This is a genomic window from Knoellia sp. p5-6-4 (genome assembly GCF_029222705.1).
Taxonomy (GTDB): Bacteria; Actinomycetota; Actinomycetes; order Actinomycetales; family Dermatophilaceae; genus Pedococcus_A.
Window position 1 is genome coordinate 483,767 of the sequence record NZ_JARGZF010000002.1, and the last position, 19,379, is coordinate 503,145.

Annotated in this window: 19 protein-coding genes; 6 read left to right on the plus strand and 13 right to left on the minus strand. The window is 72.4% G+C overall.

Annotation, left to right across the window (positions count from 1 at the left end; all coding sequences use genetic code 11):
- Positions 1-34 precede the first annotated feature (34 nt).
- From era to P2F65_RS13795, 5 genes are read right to left on the minus strand one after another with little or no spacing between them, the layout of a single operon-like run.
- Entirely contained in the window at positions 35-964 is a 930-nt protein-coding gene (gene era / locus P2F65_RS13775) for a GTPase Era (RefSeq protein WP_275808738.1), read from the minus strand.
- Positions 961-2,280 carry a hemolysin family protein gene (locus P2F65_RS13780; protein WP_275808742.1) on the minus strand — a complete coding sequence of 440 codons (1,320 nt, stop codon included), beginning with the start codon at positions 2,278-2,280 and terminating at the stop codon, positions 961-963. Before P2F65_RS13780 ends, era begins: the two co-directional genes overlap by 4 nt.
- A gap of 7 nt (positions 2,281-2,287) precedes the next feature.
- Positions 2,288-2,755, minus strand: a complete 468-nt coding sequence (gene ybeY, locus P2F65_RS13785) for an rRNA maturation RNase YbeY (protein ID WP_275808745.1) — start codon at positions 2,753-2,755, stop codon at positions 2,288-2,290.
- Complete coding sequence (locus P2F65_RS13790) at positions 2,733-3,788, minus strand: PhoH family protein (protein WP_275808749.1); 1,056 nt, start codon at positions 3,786-3,788, stop codon at positions 2,733-2,735. The genes ybeY and P2F65_RS13790 overlap by 23 nt, the downstream gene beginning before the upstream one ends.
- Before the next feature lie 25 nt (positions 3,789-3,813).
- Positions 3,814-4,182 (minus strand): histidine triad nucleotide-binding protein, encoded by a 369-nt coding sequence (locus tag P2F65_RS13795; RefSeq protein WP_275808752.1) that lies wholly within the window; start codon positions 4,180-4,182, stop codon positions 3,814-3,816.
- A gap of 69 nt (positions 4,183-4,251) precedes the next feature.
- Between P2F65_RS13795 and P2F65_RS13800 the strand changes: the two genes are divergently transcribed.
- Together P2F65_RS13800 and P2F65_RS13805 are read left to right on the plus strand one after the other, a co-directional pair.
- The gene (locus P2F65_RS13800) at positions 4,252-4,809 is read left to right on the plus strand and encodes a SigE family RNA polymerase sigma factor (RefSeq protein ID WP_275808755.1); all 558 of its coding nucleotides are present in this window, start codon (positions 4,252-4,254) and stop codon (positions 4,807-4,809) included.
- Positions 4,806-5,981 (plus strand): Gmad2 immunoglobulin-like domain-containing protein, encoded by a 1,176-nt coding sequence (locus P2F65_RS13805; protein ID WP_275808758.1) that lies wholly within the window; start codon positions 4,806-4,808, stop codon positions 5,979-5,981. Before P2F65_RS13800 ends, P2F65_RS13805 begins: the two co-directional genes overlap by 4 nt.
- Here the strand turns inward: P2F65_RS13805 and P2F65_RS13810 are convergent.
- The 3 genes from P2F65_RS13810 to hrcA form a co-directional block, all read right to left on the minus strand.
- Positions 5,978-6,724: a 16S rRNA (uracil(1498)-N(3))-methyltransferase gene (locus P2F65_RS13810; RefSeq protein ID WP_275808760.1), complete on the minus strand. Its 747-nt coding sequence runs from the start codon at positions 6,722-6,724 to the stop codon at positions 5,978-5,980. The two genes, P2F65_RS13805 and P2F65_RS13810, sit on opposite strands and share 4 nt — an antisense overlap.
- Before the next feature lie 37 nt (positions 6,725-6,761).
- On the minus strand, positions 6,762-7,886 hold the full coding sequence (gene dnaJ / locus P2F65_RS13815) for a molecular chaperone DnaJ (protein ID WP_275808763.1): 1,125 nt from the start codon (positions 7,884-7,886) through the stop codon (positions 6,762-6,764).
- 71 nt (positions 7,887-7,957) lie between these two features.
- A complete protein-coding gene (gene hrcA, locus P2F65_RS13820) occupies positions 7,958-8,989 on the minus strand; it encodes a heat-inducible transcriptional repressor HrcA (RefSeq protein ID WP_275808766.1) in 1,032 nt (343 codons plus the stop codon).
- 159 nt (positions 8,990-9,148) lie between these two features.
- On the opposite strand from hrcA, the gene P2F65_RS13825 reads away from it, so the two are divergent.
- Entirely contained in the window at positions 9,149-10,027 is an 879-nt protein-coding gene (locus P2F65_RS13825) for a DUF3097 domain-containing protein (protein ID WP_275808768.1), read from the plus strand.
- Positions 10,028-10,170: 143 nt separating this feature from the next.
- Positions 10,171-10,767, plus strand: coding sequence for a DUF4870 domain-containing protein (locus tag P2F65_RS13830; protein ID WP_275808770.1), 597 nt, complete (start codon positions 10,171-10,173; stop codon positions 10,765-10,767).
- A 47-nt stretch (positions 10,768-10,814) separates the two neighbouring features.
- Here the strand turns inward: P2F65_RS13830 and hemW are convergent, their stop codons facing one another.
- On the minus strand, positions 10,815-12,041 hold the full coding sequence (hemW, locus tag P2F65_RS13835; protein ID WP_275808773.1) for a radical SAM family heme chaperone HemW: 1,227 nt from the start codon (positions 12,039-12,041) through the stop codon (positions 10,815-10,817).
- Between the two features lie 78 nt (positions 12,042-12,119).
- Here hemW and P2F65_RS13840 point away from each other — a divergent pair, with 78 nt between their 5' ends.
- Together P2F65_RS13840 and P2F65_RS13845 are read left to right on the plus strand one after the other, a co-directional pair.
- Positions 12,120-13,076 carry an ornithine cyclodeaminase family protein gene (locus tag P2F65_RS13840; RefSeq protein WP_275808777.1) on the plus strand — a complete coding sequence of 319 codons (957 nt, stop codon included), beginning with the start codon at positions 12,120-12,122 and terminating at the stop codon, positions 13,074-13,076.
- Positions 13,077-13,085: 9 nt separating this feature from the next.
- Positions 13,086-13,871 carry a tyrosine-protein phosphatase gene (locus tag P2F65_RS13845; RefSeq protein ID WP_345803701.1) on the plus strand — a complete coding sequence of 262 codons (786 nt, stop codon included), beginning with the start codon at positions 13,086-13,088 and terminating at the stop codon, positions 13,869-13,871.
- On the opposite strand, the gene P2F65_RS13850 is transcribed toward P2F65_RS13845, so the two are convergent.
- The 4 genes from P2F65_RS13850 to P2F65_RS13865 form a co-directional block, all read right to left on the minus strand.
- Positions 13,868-14,335, minus strand: coding sequence for a hotdog fold domain-containing protein (locus P2F65_RS13850; RefSeq protein WP_275808779.1), 468 nt, complete (start codon positions 14,333-14,335; stop codon positions 13,868-13,870). The two genes, P2F65_RS13845 and P2F65_RS13850, sit on opposite strands and share 4 nt — an antisense overlap.
- Before the next feature lie 69 nt (positions 14,336-14,404).
- A complete protein-coding gene (gene lepA / locus P2F65_RS13855) occupies positions 14,405-16,249 on the minus strand; it encodes a translation elongation factor 4 (RefSeq protein WP_275808782.1) in 1,845 nt (614 codons plus the stop codon).
- A 150-nt stretch (positions 16,250-16,399) separates the two neighbouring features.
- Positions 16,400-17,677 (minus strand): nucleotide pyrophosphatase/phosphodiesterase family protein, encoded by a 1,278-nt coding sequence (locus tag P2F65_RS13860; protein ID WP_275808785.1) that lies wholly within the window; start codon positions 17,675-17,677, stop codon positions 16,400-16,402.
- Positions 17,674-19,368 (minus strand): alkaline phosphatase D family protein, encoded by a 1,695-nt coding sequence (locus P2F65_RS13865; RefSeq protein WP_275808787.1) that lies wholly within the window; start codon positions 19,366-19,368, stop codon positions 17,674-17,676. The genes P2F65_RS13860 and P2F65_RS13865 overlap by 4 nt, the downstream gene beginning before the upstream one ends.
- Positions 19,369-19,379 lie beyond the last annotated feature (11 nt).

The window sequence follows — 19,379 nt, forward strand, 5'->3', positions numbered from 1 at the left end:
GGCACGACGGTCAGGGCCGAAGGTCCCGGCGGGGTCAGAAGCCGAGGCGCTGCAGCTGCTTGGGGTCGCGCTGCCAGTCCTTGGCGACCTTCACGTGCAGGTCGAGGAAGACCTTCTGCCCCAGCAGCGCCTCGATGCCGTGGCGGGCGTTGCTGCCCACCTCGCGCAGCCGCGACCCGCCCCGGCCGATGATGATCGCCTTCTGCGACGGCCGCTCGACGTAGACGTTCACGCGCACGTCGAGCAGCGGGCTGTCCTCCGGACGGCCTTCCCGCGGCACCATCTCCTCGACGACCACGGCGAGCGAGTGCGGCAGCTCGTCGCGGACGCCTTCCAGGGCCGCCTCGCGGACCAGCTCGGCGATCATGACGGCCTCGGGCTCGTCGGTCAGGACTCCCTCCGGGTAGAGCGGCCCCGGCGACGGCGGCAGGAACGAGGAGAGCACCCGGGCCACGTCCTCGACCTGGTCACCCTTGACCGCCGAGCAGGGCACGATCTCGTCCCACTCCCCCAGCTGGTCGATGGCGATCAGGTGCTCGGCCAGCCGGCCCCTGTCCACGCGGTCGGTCTTCGTCGCGATCGCGACCACGGGCCGCCGCTTGGCGCGCTGGATCTCCTTGAGCTCGTTGGCGATGAACGTGTCACCCGGGCCGATGCGCTGGTCCGCGGGCAGGCAGAACCCGATCACGTCGACCTCGAGCAGCGTCTCGCGCACGACGTCGTTGAGCCGCTCGCCCAACAGGGTGCGCGGCTTGTGCAGCCCGGGGGTGTCGACCAGAACCAGCTGCGACGCCGGGGTGGTGACGATGCCGCGGATGGTGTGCCGGGTCGTCTGCGGCTTGGAGGAGGTGATCGCGACCTTCTGCCCCACCAGGGCGTTGGTCAGCGTCGACTTCCCCGCGTTGGGCCGCCCGATGAGGCAGGCGAACCCGGCGGCGTACCCGCTTTCACTGCGCTGGCTCATGACACACCCTCCCGGTCCGTGGGCTCCACCGTAGTGCGCTCCACCTCGTGCTCCGGCTCCGGCTCGGGCAGCGGCTCGACGATGACCGTCGCGATGCGGTGCCGGCGCCCGGCCATCCGCTCGGCTGTCAGCCTCAGGCCGGACACCTCGCAGCTCGACCCGAGGATGGGCACCCGGCCGATCGTCTTCCCGATGAGACCGCCGACGGTGTCGACCTCGTCCTCGTCGATGGCCACCTCGAAGAGGTCGGCCAGGTCGTCGATGTCCATGGTCGCGGGGACCCTGGTCGTGCCGTCCTCGAGGTGGTCCACCCCGGGCGCCTCGCGGTCGTACTCGTCGGCGATCTCGCCCACGATCTCCTCGAGGATGTCCTCGATGGTCACCAGGCCGGCGGTGCCGCCGTACTCGTCGACCACCATCGCGAAGTGGCTCTGGTCCCTCTGCATCTCGCGCAGCAGGTCGTCGACGGGCTTGCTCTCGGGCACGTAGTGCATGGGCCGCATCAGGGCGGTGACCGGGATCGAGCCGGCCTCGGGGTCGGCGTTCACCCGACGCACGACGTCCTTGAAGTACAGCAGCCCCAGGACGTCGTCGGGGCCGTCGCCGAGCACCGGGATGCGGGAGAAGCCCGAGCGCAGGAAGAGCGACATCGCCGAGCGCAGCGGCCGGTCGCCATCGATGGTGACCATGTCGGTGCGCGGCACCATGACCTCCCGGGCCACGGTGTCGCCGAGCTCGAAGACCGAGTGGATCATCTCCCGCTCCTCGGCCTCGATCAGCGCGCTCTCCCCCGCCAGGTCGACCAGGTCGCGCAGCTCCGACTCGCTCTGGAACGGGCCGTCGCGGTAGCCCCGGCCCGGCGTCACGGCGTTGCCGAGGGCGACGAGCAGCCGCGCCAGGGGCCCGAGCACCCGGCGCAGCCACACCACGGCCGGCGCCGAGACCAGCGCGATGGCGTCGGAGTGCTGGCGCCCCAGGGTGCGCGGCGAGACGCCGACGATGACGAACGACACCAGCGCCATGATCCCGATGGAGGTCAGGACCCGCAGGGCCAGCCCGTCGACGAGCTGGCTGACCGCGAACGTGATGAACACCGCGGTGGCCGCCTCCGCGACCACCCGCACGAACGCGAGCACCGAGAGGTATGCCGCGCCGTCGACGACGATGCGCTCCAACGCCTTCGCGCCGGCCCTGCCCTCCTCGCGCAGCTCGTGCGCGCGGATGCGCGAGGTGCGGAACAGGGCCGCCTCGGCGGCGGCGAGGAGGAAGGCGATGAGGAGGCTGAGCAGGGCCAGGAGGACGAGCTGGATCACCATGGGTCGATCACGTCCCCGGTCGGCCCCGTCCGGCCAGGAAGGTCAGCAGCAGCTGGCGCTGCAGCTCGAACATCTCGCGCTCCTCCTCCGGCTCGGCGTGGTCGTATCCGAGCAGGTGGAGGATCCCGTGGGTCGTCAGGAGCAGCAGCTCCTCCTCGGTGGCGTGGCCGGCCTCGGCCGCCTGCTTCGCGGCAACGCTGGGGCACAGCACGATGTCGCCGAGCACGCCCTCCTCGGGCTCGACGCCCTCGCGACCGGGCCGCAGCTCGTCCATGGGGAAGGACATGACGTCGGTCGGGCCGGGCAGGTCCATCCACTGCACGTGCAGGACCTCCATGGCCGGCTCGTCCACGAGGCGGATGCAGAGGTCGGCGCCGGGGTGCACGCGCATCTGCTCCATGACGTAGCGCGCGCAGGCCACCAGCTCGAGCTCGTCGAGCTGGTGGTCGGTCTCATTGAGAACGTCGACGCTCACGCTGCGCTGGCCCTCCCTGCTGGCGGTCGTCCCAGCGCCCGTAGGCGTCGACGATGGCGCCGACCAGGCGGTGCCGGACGACGTCGTGCGGGGTGAGCATCGCGAAGTGGATGTCCTCGACGCCCTCGAGGATCTCCTGGACGACCCGCAGGCCCGACCGGGTGCCGTCGGGGAGGTCCACCTGGGTGACGTCTCCGGTCACGACCATCTTGGAGCCGAAGCCCAGGCGCGTCAGGAACATCTTCATCTGCTCCGGCGAGGTGTTCTGCGCCTCGTCGAGGATGATGAACGCGTCGTTGAGCGTGCGGCCGCGCATGTAGGCCAGCGGCGCCACCTCGATGGTGCCGGCCGCCATGAGGCGCGGGATCGAGTCGGGGTCGACCATGTCGTGCAGCGCGTCGTAGAGCGGCCGCAGGTAGGGGTCGATCTTCTCGTTGAGCGTGCCGGGCAGGAAGCCGAGCCGCTCGCCCGCCTCGACCGCGGGACGGGTCAGGATGATCCGGTTGACCTGCTTGGCCTGCAACGCCGCCACGGCCTTGGCCATGGCGAGGTAGGTCTTGCCGGTGCCCGCGGGACCGATGCCGAAGACTACGGTGTGCTCGTCGATCGCGTCCACGTAGTGCTTCTGGTTCAACGTCTTGGGCCGGATCGTGCGACCCCGTGAGGAGACGATGTTCATGGTCAGGACGTCGGCGGGCCGCTCGGCGGTCTGCGCCCGGAGCATGCCGATGGAGCGCTCGACGGCGTCGCGGTTGAGCGGCTGACCGCCCTCGATGACGAGCAGCAGCTCGTCGATCGTGCGCTCCACGAGGGCCACGTCGGCGCTCGGCCCGGTCATGTGGAACTCGTTGCCGCGCACGTGGATCGACACGAGCGGAAAGGCCCGCTCCATCGTGCGCAGGAGCTCGTCCCGCGGCCCCAGCAGCGTCACCATCTGCACCTCCGGCGGGATCACCACCGTGTGGGTCGGCGTCGGCCGGGACGTGCTCTCGGGCTGCCCCTCTGGCGGGGTCGGACGATCTGCGTCATTCATGTTGTCGGCCAGTCTACGGTGCCAGTCAGCCGGGCGGCCACGTCAGTGGCCGGCCCCCGACGACGTGCACGTGCGCGTGGAACACCGACTGCTGGGCGTCGGGGCCGGTGTTGAAGACGGCCCGGTACCCCCCCTCGAGGCCCTCCATCCGCGCGACGTCTCCGACGGCCCGCACGACCTCGGCCAGCTCCTCCGGCGACACGTCGGCCAGCTCGGCCAACGTCGGCACGTGCCGCTTGGGCACGACGAGGACGTGGGTGGGCGCCTGCGGGTCGATGTCGCGGAACGTCGTGGTGTTCGGCGTCTCGTGCACGACCGTGGCGGGGACCTCACCGGCGACGATGCGGCAGAAGAGGCAGTCGCGGTTTTCAGCGGCGCTCTCGGAAGCACTCATGGACCGAGACTATCGGCGCGTCAACCCCCGCCAGCCGCTGCGCGTCAGGGGCGCGTGAGAACGTTGGGCGTGGTCGAGAGAAGCGCCGGGGGGCCGGCACCGGTGGTGGGTTCCCAGCATGCCGATGAGGCGATCGCCGACCTGTATGCCGCCCACTGGGCGGGCCTCGTGCGCCTGGCCTGGCTCCTCCTGCGCGACGACCAGCTGGCCGAGGAGGTCACCCAGGACGCCTTCATCTCCGTGCACGCCAGCTGGAGCTCGCTGCGCGACCACGGCCGGGCCGCGGCCTACCTGCGACGGTCCGTGGTCAACGCGGCGAGATCGCGACTGCGGCACCGGGGCGTCGAGGAGCGCTACCTCAACCGGGTGCAGGGCGAACGGGCCACCTCCGGCGGCCACGAGCCCGGTCCGGAGGAGCGCGCCCTCGAGCACGAGTCCCACGTCGCGATGATCCGGGCGCTGACCCGGTTGTCACAGCGCCAGAGAGAGGTCCTGACCATGCGCTACTACCTCGACCTCAGCGAGGCGGAGATCTCCGACGCCCTCGGCATCTCCGCCGGCTCGGTCAAGGCACACGCCCACCGCGGGCTCGCGGCCCTGCGCGACACGATGGAGACCCAGCGATGAGCCCCGGCCCCTTCGAGCACCCGGCTGCCGGCGAGGACGACCACACCGGCCTCACCCACGTCGAGCACCGGCTCCGCCACGCGCTGCACCACGAGGCCCAGCAGGTGCGGCCCTCCGACCGGCTCGACCACATCCTGGCCGCGTCGCGGCACGCAGCCGGACAGGACGACGAGCGGCCGGGGCGACGACGCTGGCTCACTCCGCTGGCGGCCGCCGCGGCGGTCGCCGCCATCGCGGTCGCCGTGTGGGGCGGCACCCGGCCCGACGCGGCCGACCGGGGTCCCGCCGCTGCCCCGACCCCCTCGCAGGGCCTTTCCGCGCCCCCCTCCAGCACGCCGGACCCGACCGCAACGACCGGCACCTCGTCCGAGCCGAGCGCGTCCTCGACGGCACCACCGGCCACCCGCCGCACCGCGCTGCCCGCCTACTTCGTGGGACCGGTGGGTGGCGACCGCCCGGTGTTCCGGCTCTTCCGGGAGTTCCTCCCGGCGAGCCTCCCGGTGGAGGCCACCGACGCGCAGAAGGCCACCGCGGCCCTGGCCCTGGCGATGGACGCGCAGCCGTTCAGCAACACCGACGGCTACCTCCAGCCGTGGTCGGGCACCACCGTCGACGACGTGGCGATCAAGCCCGACCTCATCACCGTGACCCTCAGCGGCCCGGGCTCCCCCGGCATCGAGGACCGGGATGTGGCTCGGATCGCCGTGCAGTCCCTGGTCTGGACAGCGCAGGCGGCGGTGGGCAAGGGCACGATCCCCGTGACCTTCCGCGTCGCTGACGGTTCCACCGCGCTCTTCGGGGCCTTCCCGGCCGCGCAGCGCTACGACCGGCCGCCCAGCGGCGAGTCCTACCAGGACCTTGCGCCGATCTGGGTCACCTCCCCGGCTCGGGACGCGGCCCTGGGGGCCGGCCGGCCGGTCACCGTCAAGGGCGAGGCGACCGTCTTCGAGGCCACGCTGAGCTGGGAGCTGCTCCGGGGCGGCACCGTGCTGAAGAGCGGCCACACCACGGCGAGCACCGGGGCACCGGAGCGCGGCACCTACTCGTTCTCCCTCGGGGCGCTGCCCCAGGGCAGCTACACCGTCCGCGTGTTCGAGCCGAGCATGGAGGACGGCAGGTCGGTCAACGCGGAGCGGCGGGTCAGCTTCTCGGTGACACAGTCCGGGGGCTAGCTCCAGCGACCCGCGGCGGCGCTCAGCACGGCCAGCGCCGCAGGGCCGGCACTCGAGGAGCGCAAGACGGTCGAGCCGAGCCGCACCGCAACCGCCCCAGCCTCCTCGAGGGCGGCCAGCTCCTCGGGGCTGATGCCGCCCTCGGGGCCGACCACGACCAGCACGTCGCCCGACTCGGGCAGCGCCCGGCCGGCGAGCGGCGTGCTCGCGTCCTCGTGCAGCACGAGGGCCAGCGCGCTGCCGCGGACCCGCTCGACGAGGGTGCGCTGCGAGACGGGCTCGGCCACGACCGGCACCCTGCTGCGACGGGACTGCTTGGCAGCGGCGGTCACCACCGACTCCCACTTGCGCAGCGCCTTGGCCGCCCGGTCGCCGCGCCAGACCACGATGCTGCGCGCGGCCTGCCAGGGCACCACCTCGTCGACACCGAGCTCGGTGGCGGACTCGATGGCCTGGTCGTCGCGGTCGGCCTTGGCCAGGGCCTGCACCAGGACCAGCCGCAGGGCCGGCTCGGGTTCCTCCTCGACGGCGGTGACCTCGAGCTCGAGCTCATCCCTGCCGGCGGAGACCACCGAGGCCGTCACGCGCGTGCCCCGGCCGTCGGAGAGCAGCACCGAATCCCCCACGCCGATGCGGCGCACGGTGGCGGCGTGCCTGCCCTCCGGCCCGTCGAGCAGCACCGAGCCACCGGCCCGGGCGCCGGCGAGGCGTTCGGGCGCGACGAGGAACAGGGGCAGCGTCACGGCATACGGCCTGTCTGGTCTGGGGGCCGGCCGGCCCCTACTTGCCCTTCAGGGCGTCGCGGAGCTTGCCGAACAGGCCCTGGCCCGCCGGCGCGAGGTGGCCCTCGGGCCGCTCCTCGCCACGCAGGGCGGCGAACTGGCGCAGCAGCTCTTCCTGCTCGGCGTCGAGGCGGGTCGGCGTGATCACGTTGGCGTGCACGATGAGGTCGCCACGCCCGTTGCCGCGCAGGTGGGTCACGCCGAGCCCGCGCAGGGTCATGGCGTCACCGGCCTGGGTGCCGGGCCGGATCTCGAGCTCGTTGATGCCGTCGAAGGTGTCGAGCTTCGCCGTGGTGCCGAGGGCCGCGGCGGTCATGGGCAGCTCGATCGTGCAGTGCAGGTCGTCGCCGCGACGCTGGAAGGTCGGGTGCGGCCGGACCGCGATCTCGACGTAGAGGTCACCCGCCGGGCCACCGCCCTGGCCGACCTCGCCCTCACCGGTGAGCTGGATCCGGGTGCCCGTGTCGACACCGGCCGGCACCTTGATCTTCAGGGTGCGCCGGGTGCGCACGCGTCCGTCGCCAGAGCACTCGAAGCAGGGGCTGACGAGCACCTCGCCGTAGCCGTGGCAGGTCATGCACGGACGGCTGGTCATCACCTGGCCGAGGAAGGAGCGCTGCACCTGCTGGATCTCGCCGCGGCCGCCGCAGACGTCACAGGTGCGCCGGGACGTGCCGGGCTGCGCACCGTCGCCGTGGCAGGTCTCGCAGACCACGGCGGTCTCGAGGGCCAGCTCGCTCTCCGCGCCGAAGACGGCGTCGGCGAGGTCGATGTCGAGGCGGACGAGGGCGTCCTGGCCGCGGCGCTGGCGCGAGCGCGGCCCGCGCTGCGCCCCACCGGCGCCCGGACCGAAGAACGCGTCCATGATGTCGCTGAAGGAGAAGCCCTGCCCGAAGCTGGCGGCTCCCGTGGCGTAGGGGTCGGCACCCATGTCGTAGCTGCGCCGCTTCTCGGGGTCGCCGAGCACGTCGTAGGCCTGGGAGACCTTCTTGAACTGCTCCTCGGCCTCCGGCCCCGGGTTGACGTCCGGGTGGAGCTGGCGCGCCTTCCTGCGGTAGGCGCGCTTGATCTCCTCGGCCGTGGCGTCGCGGGAGACACCGAGGTCCTGGTAGTAGTCGTTCAACGAATGTCCTTCTCCGTCATGCTGTTTCGGGCAGTACGTGGTGGCGCGCGGCGATCACCGGGCCGCGCTGGTCATTGGGACAGGATGCGCGAGACGTAGGCCGCGACCGCGCGCACCGACGCCATCGTGGTCGGGTAGTCCATGCGGGTGGGCCCTACGACGCCCATGCCGGCGACGAGGTCGACGCCGGTGCCGTACTCGGTCGAGACCACCGACGTGGACTGCAGCCCGGCAAATGGGTTCTCGTGGCCGATGCGGACCGCGACCGCGTCCGGCCCGGTGTGGGCCTCCCCGAGCAGCTTCAGCAGCACGACGTGCTGCTCGAGGGCCTCGAGGACCGGGCCGATGCTGAGAGGGAAGTCCGTGCCGAACCGGGCCAGGTTGGCCGTGCCGGCCAGCACCACCCGCTCCTCGCGCTCCTCCACCAGGGCGTCCTCGAGCGAGCGCACCACGGCGCGGACCAGGTCGCGCTCGCCCGGCACGAACTGCCCGGGCAGCGCCTCCAGCGCGGCCGCGGCGTCGACCAGGCGCTTGCCGACGGCCTCGGCGTTGACCTTCCCGCGCACCCGCGCCAGCAGGTCCTCACCCTCGGCCGTCATGAGGTCGTGGTGCGACTCGAGCACCCGCTGCTCGACCCGGCCGGTGTTGACGATGAGCACGACCATCAGCCGCGAGGCGCCGATGGGCACCAGCTCCACGTGGCGGACGCTGGAGCGGGTCAGCGAGGGGTACTGCATCACGGCGACCTGACGGGTCAGCGAGGCCAGCAGCCGCACCGTGCGGTCGACGACGTCGTCGAGGTCGACCGCGCCCTCGAGGAACTGCGAGATGGCGGCACGCTCTGCCACGCTCAGCGGCTTCACGGCGCTCAGCCGGTCGACGAACAGCCGGTAGCCGGCGTCGGTGGGGATCCGCCCCGCGCTGGTGTGCGGCGCGGCGATGAGGCCCTCCTCCTCGAGGACGGCCATGTCGTTGCGCACGGTGGCAGCCGACACTCCGAGCTGGTGGCGCTCCAGCAGCGCCTTCGAACCAACGGGCTCGGACGTCTGGACGTAGTCCTGGACGATGGCCCGCAGCACGGCCAGACGGCGCTCCTCGCTCATGCAGTCCTCCCGTCTCGTCCTGGTGGTGGCGCAAAGGGGTCGGTGAGGGTGCTGGCACTCACACCTTTCGAGTGCCAAGTCTACGTCCAGTGACCCCGGTACGACGATTCCCGGCGTGCCCGCCACGACCGTCGCCCGCCGCCCGCATAGCCTTCCCCGGTGACCGACAGGTATGGCTCCGACGTGCTCTCCGGCGACTGGCGTGCCCCCAAGGGCGGACGCTCCCGCGAGGTCGAGGCCGAGACGGGCCTCGTGGTCGAGGACGTCGAGACCGGGTGGTGCGGGGCGGTCACCCGGGTCGAGAAGGCCGGCGGGATGCACGTGGTGCACCTCGAGGACCGGCGCGGCCGGTCCAAGGGCTTCCCGCTGGGCCCGGGCTTCCTCCTCGACGGACGCCCCGTGGTGCTGACCCCGCCCAAGGCGGCCGCGCGCGCACAGGTGGCGGCGGCCAGGCAGGCCGCCTCCCGCACCGCCAGCGGCTCGCGCGCGGTCCACGACGCCAAGGCCAGGGTGGCCAGCGGGTCGCGCATCTTCGTCGAGGGCCGGCATGACGCCGAGCTCGTCGAGCGCGTCTGGGGTGACGACCTGCGCATCGAGGGCGTGGTCGTGGAGATGCTCGACGGCGTCGACGACCTCGAGGCGGCCATCCGGGACTTCCAGCCCGGCCCGGGCAGGCGCATGGGCGTGCTCGTCGACCACCTCGTCCCCGGCACCAAGGAGCACAAGGTGGTGGAGGCGGCCCAGCGCCTCCGGCCGTATGCCGCGCACGTCAGGGTCCTGGGCCACCCGTACGTCGACGTGTGGCAGTCGGTGCGGCCCGAGCGGCTGGGACTGCAGGCCTGGCCGGTGATCCCCCGCGGCACGTCGTGGAAGCACGGCATCTGCGCCCACCTCGGGTGGCCGCACGAGAGCCAGGCGGACATCGCCCGGGCGTGGAAGCAGATCCTCGGCACGGTGCGCAGCTACGCCGACCTCGAGCCCACCCTGCTCGCCAGCGTCGAGGAGCTGATCGACTTCGTCACCGCGCCCGGTCACTAGTCGCCCCGGGGTCCGGGCACGAGGTCGTCCCGGGCGCGCTGCTCAGGGGTTACCCGGACCGTGCCCTGAGCGCACCCCGAAAGGGGGTTCGGCACCCCGCTGTGTGCGGTTGACTGGCACCAAGACCACAAGGAGAGACGCAGATGAGCGAGAACACGTCGTCCACGCCGGAGCCGCAGGCCCCGCAGGGACAGCCCTCCCAGCCGGCGGCGCCGGGCGAGTCCCAGTCGCCGTCCCCGGAGCTGCCCGCGCCGCCGTACGGTCAGACGCAGGAGCAGCCGTACCAGCAGGCGCAGGAGCAGCCGTACCAGCAGGCGCAGGAGCAGCCGTACCAGCAGGCGCAGGAGCAGCCGTACCAGCAGGGCTACGAGCAGCCGTATGCCGCGGCCGGTCCAGCACCGCTCTCGCCGACCGACGAGCGCAACTGGTCGATCGCGGCGCACCTGTCGCCCTTCCTCGCCTCGTTCGTCGGGCTGCCGTTCCTCGGGCCGCTGGTGATCTACCTGATCTTCCGCGACCGCGGACCCTTCATCCGCCACCACGCCGCGCAGGCGCTGAACTTCCAGATCATCGTGGCCATCGGCATCCTCATCTCGGTCCCGCTGATGTTCGTGCTCGTCGGGTTCATCACGGCCGGCATCATCGCCGTCGCCGCGATCGTCTTCCAGATCGTCGCGGCCGTGGAGGCCAACAACGGGAAGTGGTACCGCTACCCCCTGACGCCCGACTGGGTGAAGTAGCCGGGCCTACCGGACGGGCCGCTGCCTTGGCGGCAGCCGTCCGCGGCTCAGCGCAGGCCGAGCAGGCGGCGCACCACGGTGTCGGCGAGCAGCCGGCCCCGACGGGTCAGCACCGCCGCTCGGTCGCGCACGGCCGCCGTCCCGTCGAGCAGGCCGTCGGCGATGAGCTCTGCCACCGCCTGCCGGCCCTCCTCGCGCAGGCCGGCCAGCGGCAGCCCGCCGGCGAGCCGCACGCCGAGGAGCACATGCTCGTCGTAGCGCTGCTCCTCCGTCAGCGTCTCCCGGCCGGCAGCCGGGCTCGCACCGGACGCCAGCCGGCCGGCATACGCGTTGGGGTGCTTGACGTTCCACCACCGGACGCCGCCCACGTGGCTGTGGGCACCGGGACCGACACCCCACCAGTTGCCGTCAGCCCAGTAGCCCTCGTTGTGGCGGCACCGGGCGGCCGGTGTCCGCGCCCAGTTGCTCACCTCGTACCAGTCGTAGCCGGCGGCGGCGAGCAGCTCGTCGGCGAGCTCGTACTTGGCCGCCTCGTCGTCGTCCTCGGGGGCCGGCACCTGGCCGCGGCGCACCTGGGCTGCGAGCTTGGTGCCCTCCTCGACCACGAGCGCGTAGGCGGAGACGTGGTCGGGGTCGAGGGCGACGGCCGCCTCGAGGCTGGCCCGCCAGTCCGCGAGGCTCTCCCCCGGCGTGCCGTAGATGAGGTCGACGCTGGTCTGCAGGCCCGCCGCCTTCGCGGCCTCGACGGCCCGGGCGACGTTGGCCGGCTCGTGGGTGCGCTCGAGCACCTTCAGCACGTGGGGCACCGCCGACTGCATGCCGACCGACACGCGCGTGAACCCGCCCTCGGCCAGCCGCTGCAACGCCTCCGGCGTCACCGAGTCGGGGTTGGCCTCGGTGGTGACCTCGGCGTCGCGGGCCAGCCCGAAGACCTCCCGCACGCCGTCGAGCATGCGCACGAGGTCGTCGGCGGCGAGCATGGTCGGCGTCCCTCCACCGACGAACACCGTCTCGACGGGCGGGGCCCCCTCGAGCACCCCACCGGCGAACCCCAGCTCGCGCAGCGCCGCGTCGGCGAACGTGTCGACGCTGGCGCCGTCGGCCCCGAGCTCGGTCAGTGTGTAGGTGTTGAAGTCGCAGTAGCCGCAACGCACCGTGCAGAACGGCACGTGCAGGTAGATGCCGAAGGGGCGGGCCGGCAGGGTGGCCAGGGCCGCCCCCGGGAGGCGTCCGTCGGGCGGCGCGGGGTCGCCCTCGGGCAGCGTGCTCGGCATGGGTCCATTCTCTCAGCCGGGAGGTGGTGCTCCGCCACGGCGGGCGGGGACGAGGCGGGCGTCGGTAGGTTGGCGCCCGTGCTGGTCCTGACCGATGACGACGTCCGCCGGCTGCTGCCGCCTCCGGCGGAGTGCGTCGAGCTCGCCGCCGCAGCGCTCACCGCCCTGGCCGACGGCCGGGCCGAGGCGCCGCCCAAGCCGGCCGTGCACACCCTTCCCGGCAGCTTCGCCAACGCGATGCCCGCCGCCTGGCCGGAACGAGGGCTGCTGGGCTGCAAGTGGATCAGCATCTTCCCCGACAACCCGGCCCGCGGGCTGCCGACGGCGTCCGGCGTCATGGTCGTCAACGACGGCGAGACCGGCCTGCCCGTGTGCGTCATGCCGGCCGCCGAGCTGACCGCTGCCCGCACCGCCGCCGTCAGCGGGGCCTGCGTGCGCCACCTGGCGCCGCCACGGCCCGGCCACGTGGCCATCACCGGCGCCGGGGTGCAGGCCCGCTCGCACCTGCGCGTGCTCGAGGCCCTCGGGTGGCACGACGTGGTGGTGTGGGCCCGACGGACGGAGGCCCTCGACGCCCTGGCGGCGTGGGCGGCCGAGGAGACACCCTCCGTGCGGCTGCGGAGGGCGCCCGAGCCGGCCGGGGCCGTGCGGGGAGCCGCCGTCGTCGTGACCGCCCTGTCGATCGGGCTCACCGGCGCCGAGCTGGACCCGGAGTGGGTGCGCGACGACGCCCTGCTGCTGCCGCTCGACTACGCCAGCTCGGTTGGCCCGGCCCTCGCGGCGACCGCCCTGCTCGCGGCCGACGACGTCGTGCAGTTCGAGGCCGTGCGGAGCCAGCGGAAGCTGGGCGACTACCCGTCGCCCACGACGTGGACCGGTGCGCTGCTCGCAGCGGACACGCGGGACAGGCCCACCGGCCGCGTCGTGTGCCAAAACCTCGGCAACGGCGTGAGCGACCTCGTCGTGGCCGACGCCGTCTGGCGCGCCGCCTGCGACGCGGGAGCCGGGCAGGTGGTTGACGGCGCCTCCACGTAAGGTCTGGACGTGAGCATCGGCTGGGTGGACCTCGACGGCGTCGTGAACATGCGAGATGTCGGGGGTCTGCCCACCACCGACGGGCGCACCGTGCGCACCGGCCGCCTGCTTCGCTCCGACAACCTCCAGGACCTGACCGAGCGCGACGTGCGGCGGCTGATCGACGACTTCGGGGTCACCGACATCGTCGACCTGCGCAGCAACGTGGAGTACCACACCGAGGGACCCGGACCGCTGACCCGCACGCCCCTGACCCACCACCGCCACTCGCTCTTCCGCGACGACGAGGTCGAGGTCACCGTCGAGGACGCGCTCGTGCTGCCTTGGCAGAAGGACGGGGTGCGTGAGCGCCTGGCCAGCCACGACGACGACTACTGGGCGAGCCACTACCTGGGCTACCTCGCCGACCGCCCGGACTCCGTGGCTGCGGCCCTCGCGGTCGTCGCGACGGCCCACGGGGCAACGGTCGTCCACTGCGCGGCCGGGAAGGACCGCACCGGCACGGTCGTGGGCCTGGCGCTCGCGGTGGCCGGCGTCCCAGACGAGGAGATCGTCGCCGACTACGTCGCCACCGCCGAGCGCATCGAGCGCATCATCGAGCGCCTGAGCGCCCGGCCCGCCTACGCCGACAACCTCCGCGACCGACCGCTCGAGGACCACCTGCCCAGGCCCGAGACGATGGCGCGCATCCTCACGGTGCTCGACGAGCGGCACGGCGGCGCCGCCGGCTGGCTGGTCGAGCAGGGCTGGACCGAGGAGCAGGTGGCCGGGTTGCGTTCCAGCCTGGTGGGCTAGCTCGCCGGCCGGTCCGAGATGTGCAGCCGGATCACGCCCTGCACCACCGCAGTCCCGTCCTCCCGCACCCCGCGCACCCGCACGGGCACCTCCGTGCGGTCGTCGGCCCAGTCCTGCGGGTCGGTCTCGGCGACGCAGCGGATGTCGCTGGTGGCCTTGGCGGTGTAGTCGACGCTCATGCCCTTGGGGATCCACCGCCGCCCCGGCGGGATGGTCGCCTCGGCCAGGGCTCCCATCGCGGCCTCGAGGCCGTTGCAGATGGCGATGACGTGCACGGTGCCGATGTGGTTCTGCACCCGGCGCCGCTTGGCGACCGTCAGCTCGGCGTAGTTCGGTCGCAGCTCCACGAAGCGGGGCCGCGACGTGCGGAAGTAGGGCGCGGCCTGCTCGAAGACCAGGGAGAAGAGCCGCTTGCCCTGGGGGTATGCCGTGAGGCGCCGGTAGAGGGCGTAGGTGTCCACCATGGCGACGAGATTACCCGCCAGTAACCCCGACTTTGCATGCCGGGGTTGGGGGGGTCGACGGGTGGGTCGCTACTTCTTCTTGTCGGCAGCGCTGCTGTCGGACGACAGCGCTGCGATGAAGGCCTCCGGCGGGACCTCGACGGTGCCGATGTTCTTCATCCGCTTCTTGCCGGCCTTCTGCTTCTCGAGCAGCTTGCGCTTGCGGCTGATGTCGCCGCCGTAGCACTTGGCGAGCACGTCCTTGCGGATGGCGCGGATGTTCTCACGGGCGATGATGCGCGCCCCTATGGCGGCCTGGATCGGCACCTCGAACTGCTGGCGCGGGATGAGGTCCTTGAGCTTGCTGGCCATCATCACGCCGTAGGCGTAGGCCTTGTCCTTGTGCACGATCGCGCTGAACGCGTCGACGGTCTCGCCCTGGAGCAGGATGTCGACCTTGACGAGGTCGGCCACCTGGTCGCCGTCGGGCTCGTAGTCGAGCGAGGCGTAGCCGCGGGTGCGCGACTTGAGCTGGTCGAAGAAGTCGAAGACGATCTCGGCGAGCGGCAGCGTGTAGCGCATCTCGACGCGGTCCTCGGACAGGTAGTCCATGCCGCGCAGGCTCCCGCGCTTCTGCTGGCAGAGCTCCATGATGGCGCCGATGAACTCGCTCGGCGCGAGGATGGTCGCCCGCACCACCGGCTCGCGGACCTCGGAGATCTTCCCGTAGGGGAACTCGCTCGGGTTGGTGACGACAAGGGTCTTGCCGTCATCCATCGTCACGTCGTAGACGACGTTGGGCAGCGTCGAGATGAGGTCGAGGTCGAACTCGCGCTCGAGGCGCTCGCGCACGATCTCGAGGTGGAGCATGCCGAGGAAGCCGATGCGAAAGCCGAAGCCGAGGGCCGCGGACGTCTCCGGCTCGTAGACCAGCGCCGCGTCGTTGAGCTTGAGCTTGTCGAGGGCGTCGCGCAGGTCGGGGTAGTCCGAGCCGTCGATCGGGTACAGCCCGGAGAACACCATCGGCTTGGGGTCGCGGTAGCCGCCGAGCGCCTCCTGGGCGGGCTTGGCGGCGTTGGTGACGGTGTCACCGACGCGGGACTGGCGCACGTCCTTCACGCCGGTGATGAGGTAGCCGACCTCGCCGACGCCGAGGCCCTTGGACGGCACCGGCTCGGGCGAGATGACGCCGATCTCGAGCAGCTCGTGCGTCGCCCTCGTCGACATCATCTGGATCCGCTCGCGCGGGTTGAGGTTGCCGTCGATCACCCGGACGTAGGTCACGACGCCGCGGTAGGTGTCGTAGACGGAGTCGAAGATCATGGCGCGGGCGGGCGCGTCGGCGTCGCCCACCGGCGAGGGGAACTGCTTGACGATCTGGTCGAGCAGCGGCTCGACACCGAACCCGGTCTTCCCCGACACCTGCAGGCAGTCCTCCGGCTCACAGCCGATGAGGCCGGCGAGCTCCTCGGCGAACTTCTCCGGCTGGGCCGCGGGGAGGTCGATCTTGTTGAGCACCGGGATGATCGTGAGCTCGTTCTCCATGGCCAGGTAGAGGTTGGCCAGGGTCTGGGCCTCGATGCCCTGCGCGGCGTCGACGAGCAGGACGGCTCCCTCGCACGCGGCGAGGGAGCGGGACACCTCGTAGGTGAAGTCGACGTGCCCGGGGGTGTCGATCATGTTCAGCGCGTAGGTCGTGCCGTCGAGCTCCCACGGCATGCGCACGGCCTGGCTCTTGATGGTGATGCCGCGCTCGCGCTCGATGTCCATCCGGTCGAGGTACTGCGCGCGCATGGCCCGCTCGTCGACCACGCCCGTGATCTGGAGCATCCGGTCGGCGAGGGTCGACTTGCCGTGGTCGATGTGGGCGATGATGCAGAAGTTCCGGATCAGCTCCGGCGGCGTTGCGTGCGGCTGCAGCGCGGTGCGGGCCATGGGTGACACGGGTTCTTCAGACCTCTTCGGCGATTGGGGGGCGGATCGACCCATCCTCCCATGCGCAGCCGTATGCCGGTGACGCACCGCTCGCGGTTCGGGGTATCGGTGCGCGCCATGGCACGCGTCGATACCCCGAACCGCGACAGCTCAGAGGCGCGAGGTGCCGTCGTAGCCGCCGGACGGGGCGGGCAGCCCGAAGAGCTCCCCGACCGTCGGCGCGACATCGAGGGTGTGCGCCACGTCGGTGCGCACCTCGCCGAACGCCACCCGGCGCGAGCCACCGGCGAGGAAGAACGGGATCGGCTCGGTGGCGGGGTGCCCGTGGTTGCCCGGGATCGGGTTGGACCAGACCGCGGGGTCACTGAACCGCCAGCCCGCCTTGCAGTAGGCGACGACGTCACCGGCCTCGGGGCCGAGCCGCAGGTCGGACGGCACATGGGTCGACAGCACGCCGGCCACTCCCCCGGCGACCTCGCGCATCCGGGTCACCGCCGCGGCGCGGTCGGCGTCGGCGCCGGTCCAGTAGAGGAGGTCGGCGCCGCCGTTCTGCGCGACCTCCACGCGGCCGGTGAGCAGGGGGTCGGCCTCGAGCGCCGGGGCGAGCGACACGACGCGGGTGGGCACCGACCAGTCCATCGAGTGGTCCGCGAGCACGACGAGCACCGAGCTCTCCCACCGGCCGGTGTCCTTCAGGTGCTGGACGAACCGGCCCACCTGCTGGTCGGTGGAGGCCAGCGCGGCGGTCCGGGCCGCGGCCAGCGTCGTCGAGCCCGTGAGGTCGGAGTGCCCGACCCGGTCGATGTCACCGAGGTTGGTGAACACGAGGTCGGGGTCGACGCTGTCGACCATGGAGATGAGGGCGTCCGTGGTGAAGGCGTCCGGCGCGTGGTTGGTGACGGGCACCAGCGGCGAGGGCTCCCAGCGGTAGGTCGCGCGGGTCCCGAAGATCCCGTAGAGGTACGTCTTCGACAGCACGGTGCCGGTGCGGTGGCCGGCGGCGTTCAGCCGCTCGAGGAGCGTCGGGAACCGCAGGTCGCTGGGCCGGTCCAGGTTGCGCTCGGCGCCCTCGCTGCGGTCGAAGACCGCGTTGGCCGGCACGCCGCTGCGGTCGGGACGCACGCCCGTCATCATCATCACGTGGTTGGGGATGGTCTCCATCACCGGCAGCGAACGGGCGTTCGGGTACCACGTGCCGGCCTGGCGCAACGCATGCAGGTTCGGCGTCAGGTCGGCCGTCACCTCGTCGGGACGGCAGCCGTCCGTGACGAGCACGTAGACACGGGTGCGGGCGTCCGCCGCCGCGGCGGCGAGGGGCGCGCCGGCGGCCGCCGAGAGCACCACGACGCCGCCGAGGGCACCGGCGGCGCGCAGGAAGGTGCGGCGCGACGTGGCGCCACCGTGCGGCACACCGGCCTGCGGGGTCATCGCGCCTCCCCCGTCGCCGCGGTGAGCTTGTTGCTGCCGACGGCCACCTTCCAGCCCGTCGACCACGTCGAGGTGGCCGCCTGGTCCGTGCGGTCGCTGGTGACGTACCAGTCCATCTGGGCCTCCTGGGGGGTGATCGTGAGCACGGAGTAGCCGTGGCTGTCGAAGTCGAGGTACTTCACGTGGCGGTTGCCGGCCTTGATCGCGTCCTCGACGGCGAGCGAACTGGTGCGCGGCGGTGACCCGGTGAGGTCGTCGAGGTTGTTGGACGTCACCGAGGTGGCGACCAGCTCGACGCCGACCGTGCGGCTGAGCGGGTAGGTGCCCGGGTCGACCGGCAGCTCGCAGGCCCAGGCCGAGTGGATGTCACCGGTGAGGAAGAGGGTGTTGGCGATGCCTCGGTCGGCGAGGAAGTCGACGAGCTCGCGGCGGTCGGCCGTGTAGCCGTCCCACTGGTCGACGTTGTAGGCCACGCCGTCGGGGGGAAGGATGCCGGTCATGTCGGCGATGGGGCCGGCGACGTGCTGGTCGAGCGGCGGGAAGAGGACGGGGCTGACCATCACCGGGTTGCCGACGAGCTTCCAGGTGGCGTCGTTGTCAGCGAGGCGGTCCCTGAGGAACTGCATCTGCGCGTCGCCGGTGATGGTCCGGGACGGGTCGCCGGTGGAGCCCGGGTCGGTGGTGGCGGCCTGCTGGCTGCGGTAGCTGCGCAGGTCGAGCATGGTCAGGTCGGCGAGCCGGCCGAACTGCAGGTGGCGGTAGACCTGCACGCCGTCGCCGGCCACAGCCGTGCCGGAGAGCCGGACCGGCATCCACTCGTCGTATGCCGTGCGCGCCACGGCTTTGCGGGTGGCCCAGCCGCCCTCGTCGGGCTGGTGGTTCTCGGCGCCACCGGACCAGGCGTCGTTGGCGGTCTCGTGGTCGTCCCAGGTGGTGACCCACGGCACGGCCGCGTGGAGGGCCTGCAGGTCGGGGTCGGTCTTGTACTGCGCATGGCGCCGGCGGTAGTCGGCCAGCGACACCATCTCGTGGGTCGGCTCGTGGGCGCGGACGACGCGGTTGGACTGGCCGTTGGCGTACTCGCCCGTGCCGTACTCGTAGAGGTAGTCACCCATGTGCAGCACCGCGTCGAGGTCGCCGCGGGCCGCGAGGTGGCGGTAGGCCGAGAAGTAGCCCGCCTCCCAGTTGGAGCACGAGACCAGGGCGAGGCGGAGCCGGGCGGGCGCGGCGGTGGGCGCCGGTGCGGTGCGGGTGCGGCCGACCGGTGAGGTCGCACGGTCGAGCGTGAAGCGGTACCAGTGGTCGGTCGCGGGGGCCAGCCCCTTGGCGTCGACCTTGACGGTGTGGTCGCGCTCCGGGCCGGTCGCCGTCGAGCCCTGCGCGACGACCCGGCGGAACTCGGGGTCGGTGGCCACCTGCCAGCCGACGGCGACCCGCGGGCCGGTGCCCGAGCCCGGCAGGGCGTCGGAGGTGGGGGTCACGCGGGTCCACAACACCACGGCGTCGGGAAGCGGGTCACCGGACGCAACTCCGTGGCGGAAGACGTGGGTGGCGTCAGCGCCGGTTGAGCTGCCGGCGGTCGTGCTGCGGGTGGTCGGGGCGGCTGTCGCAGCCTGGGCGAGCACGCCGCCGGCACCGAGGGTGCCCGCGGCCGCCGCCGAGCCGGCGAGGAAGGTCCGTCGTTCGATCATGGTCACGCAGC

Bases quoted from the DNA above. Each gene is read 5' to 3' on its own strand.
- hrcA (WP_275808766.1), bottom strand. From the start codon at position 8,989: ATGAGCGAGGAGCGCCGTCTGGCCGTGCTGCGGGCCATCGTCCAGGAC.
- P2F65_RS13790 (WP_275808749.1), bottom strand. From the start codon at position 3,788: ATGAATGACGCAGATCGTCCGACCCCGCCAGAGGGGCAGCCCGAGAGC.
- P2F65_RS13860 (WP_275808785.1), bottom strand. From the start codon at position 17,677: ATGACCCCGCAGGCCGGTGTGCCGCACGGTGGCGCCACGTCGCGCCGC.
- P2F65_RS13805 (WP_275808758.1), top strand. From the start codon at position 4,806: ATGAGCCCCGGCCCCTTCGAGCACCCGGCTGCCGGCGAGGACGACCAC.
- P2F65_RS13780 (WP_275808742.1), bottom strand. From the start codon at position 2,280: ATGGTGATCCAGCTCGTCCTCCTGGCCCTGCTCAGCCTCCTCATCGCC.
- era (WP_275808738.1), bottom strand. From the start codon at position 964: ATGAGCCAGCGCAGTGAAAGCGGGTACGCCGCCGGGTTCGCCTGCCTC.
- P2F65_RS13795 (WP_275808752.1), bottom strand. From the start codon at position 4,182: ATGAGTGCTTCCGAGAGCGCCGCTGAAAACCGCGACTGCCTCTTCTGC.
- P2F65_RS13830 (WP_275808770.1), top strand. From the start codon at position 10,171: ATGAGCGAGAACACGTCGTCCACGCCGGAGCCGCAGGCCCCGCAGGGA.
- hemW (WP_275808773.1), bottom strand. From the start codon at position 12,041: ATGCCGAGCACGCTGCCCGAGGGCGACCCCGCGCCGCCCGACGGACGC.
- lepA (WP_275808782.1), bottom strand. From the start codon at position 16,249: ATGGCCCGCACCGCGCTGCAGCCGCACGCAACGCCGCCGGAGCTGATC.
- P2F65_RS13865 (WP_275808787.1), bottom strand. From the start codon at position 19,368: ATGATCGAACGACGGACCTTCCTCGCCGGCTCGGCGGCGGCCGCGGGC.
- P2F65_RS13850 (WP_275808779.1), bottom strand. From the start codon at position 14,335: ATGGTGGACACCTACGCCCTCTACCGGCGCCTCACGGCATACCCCCAG.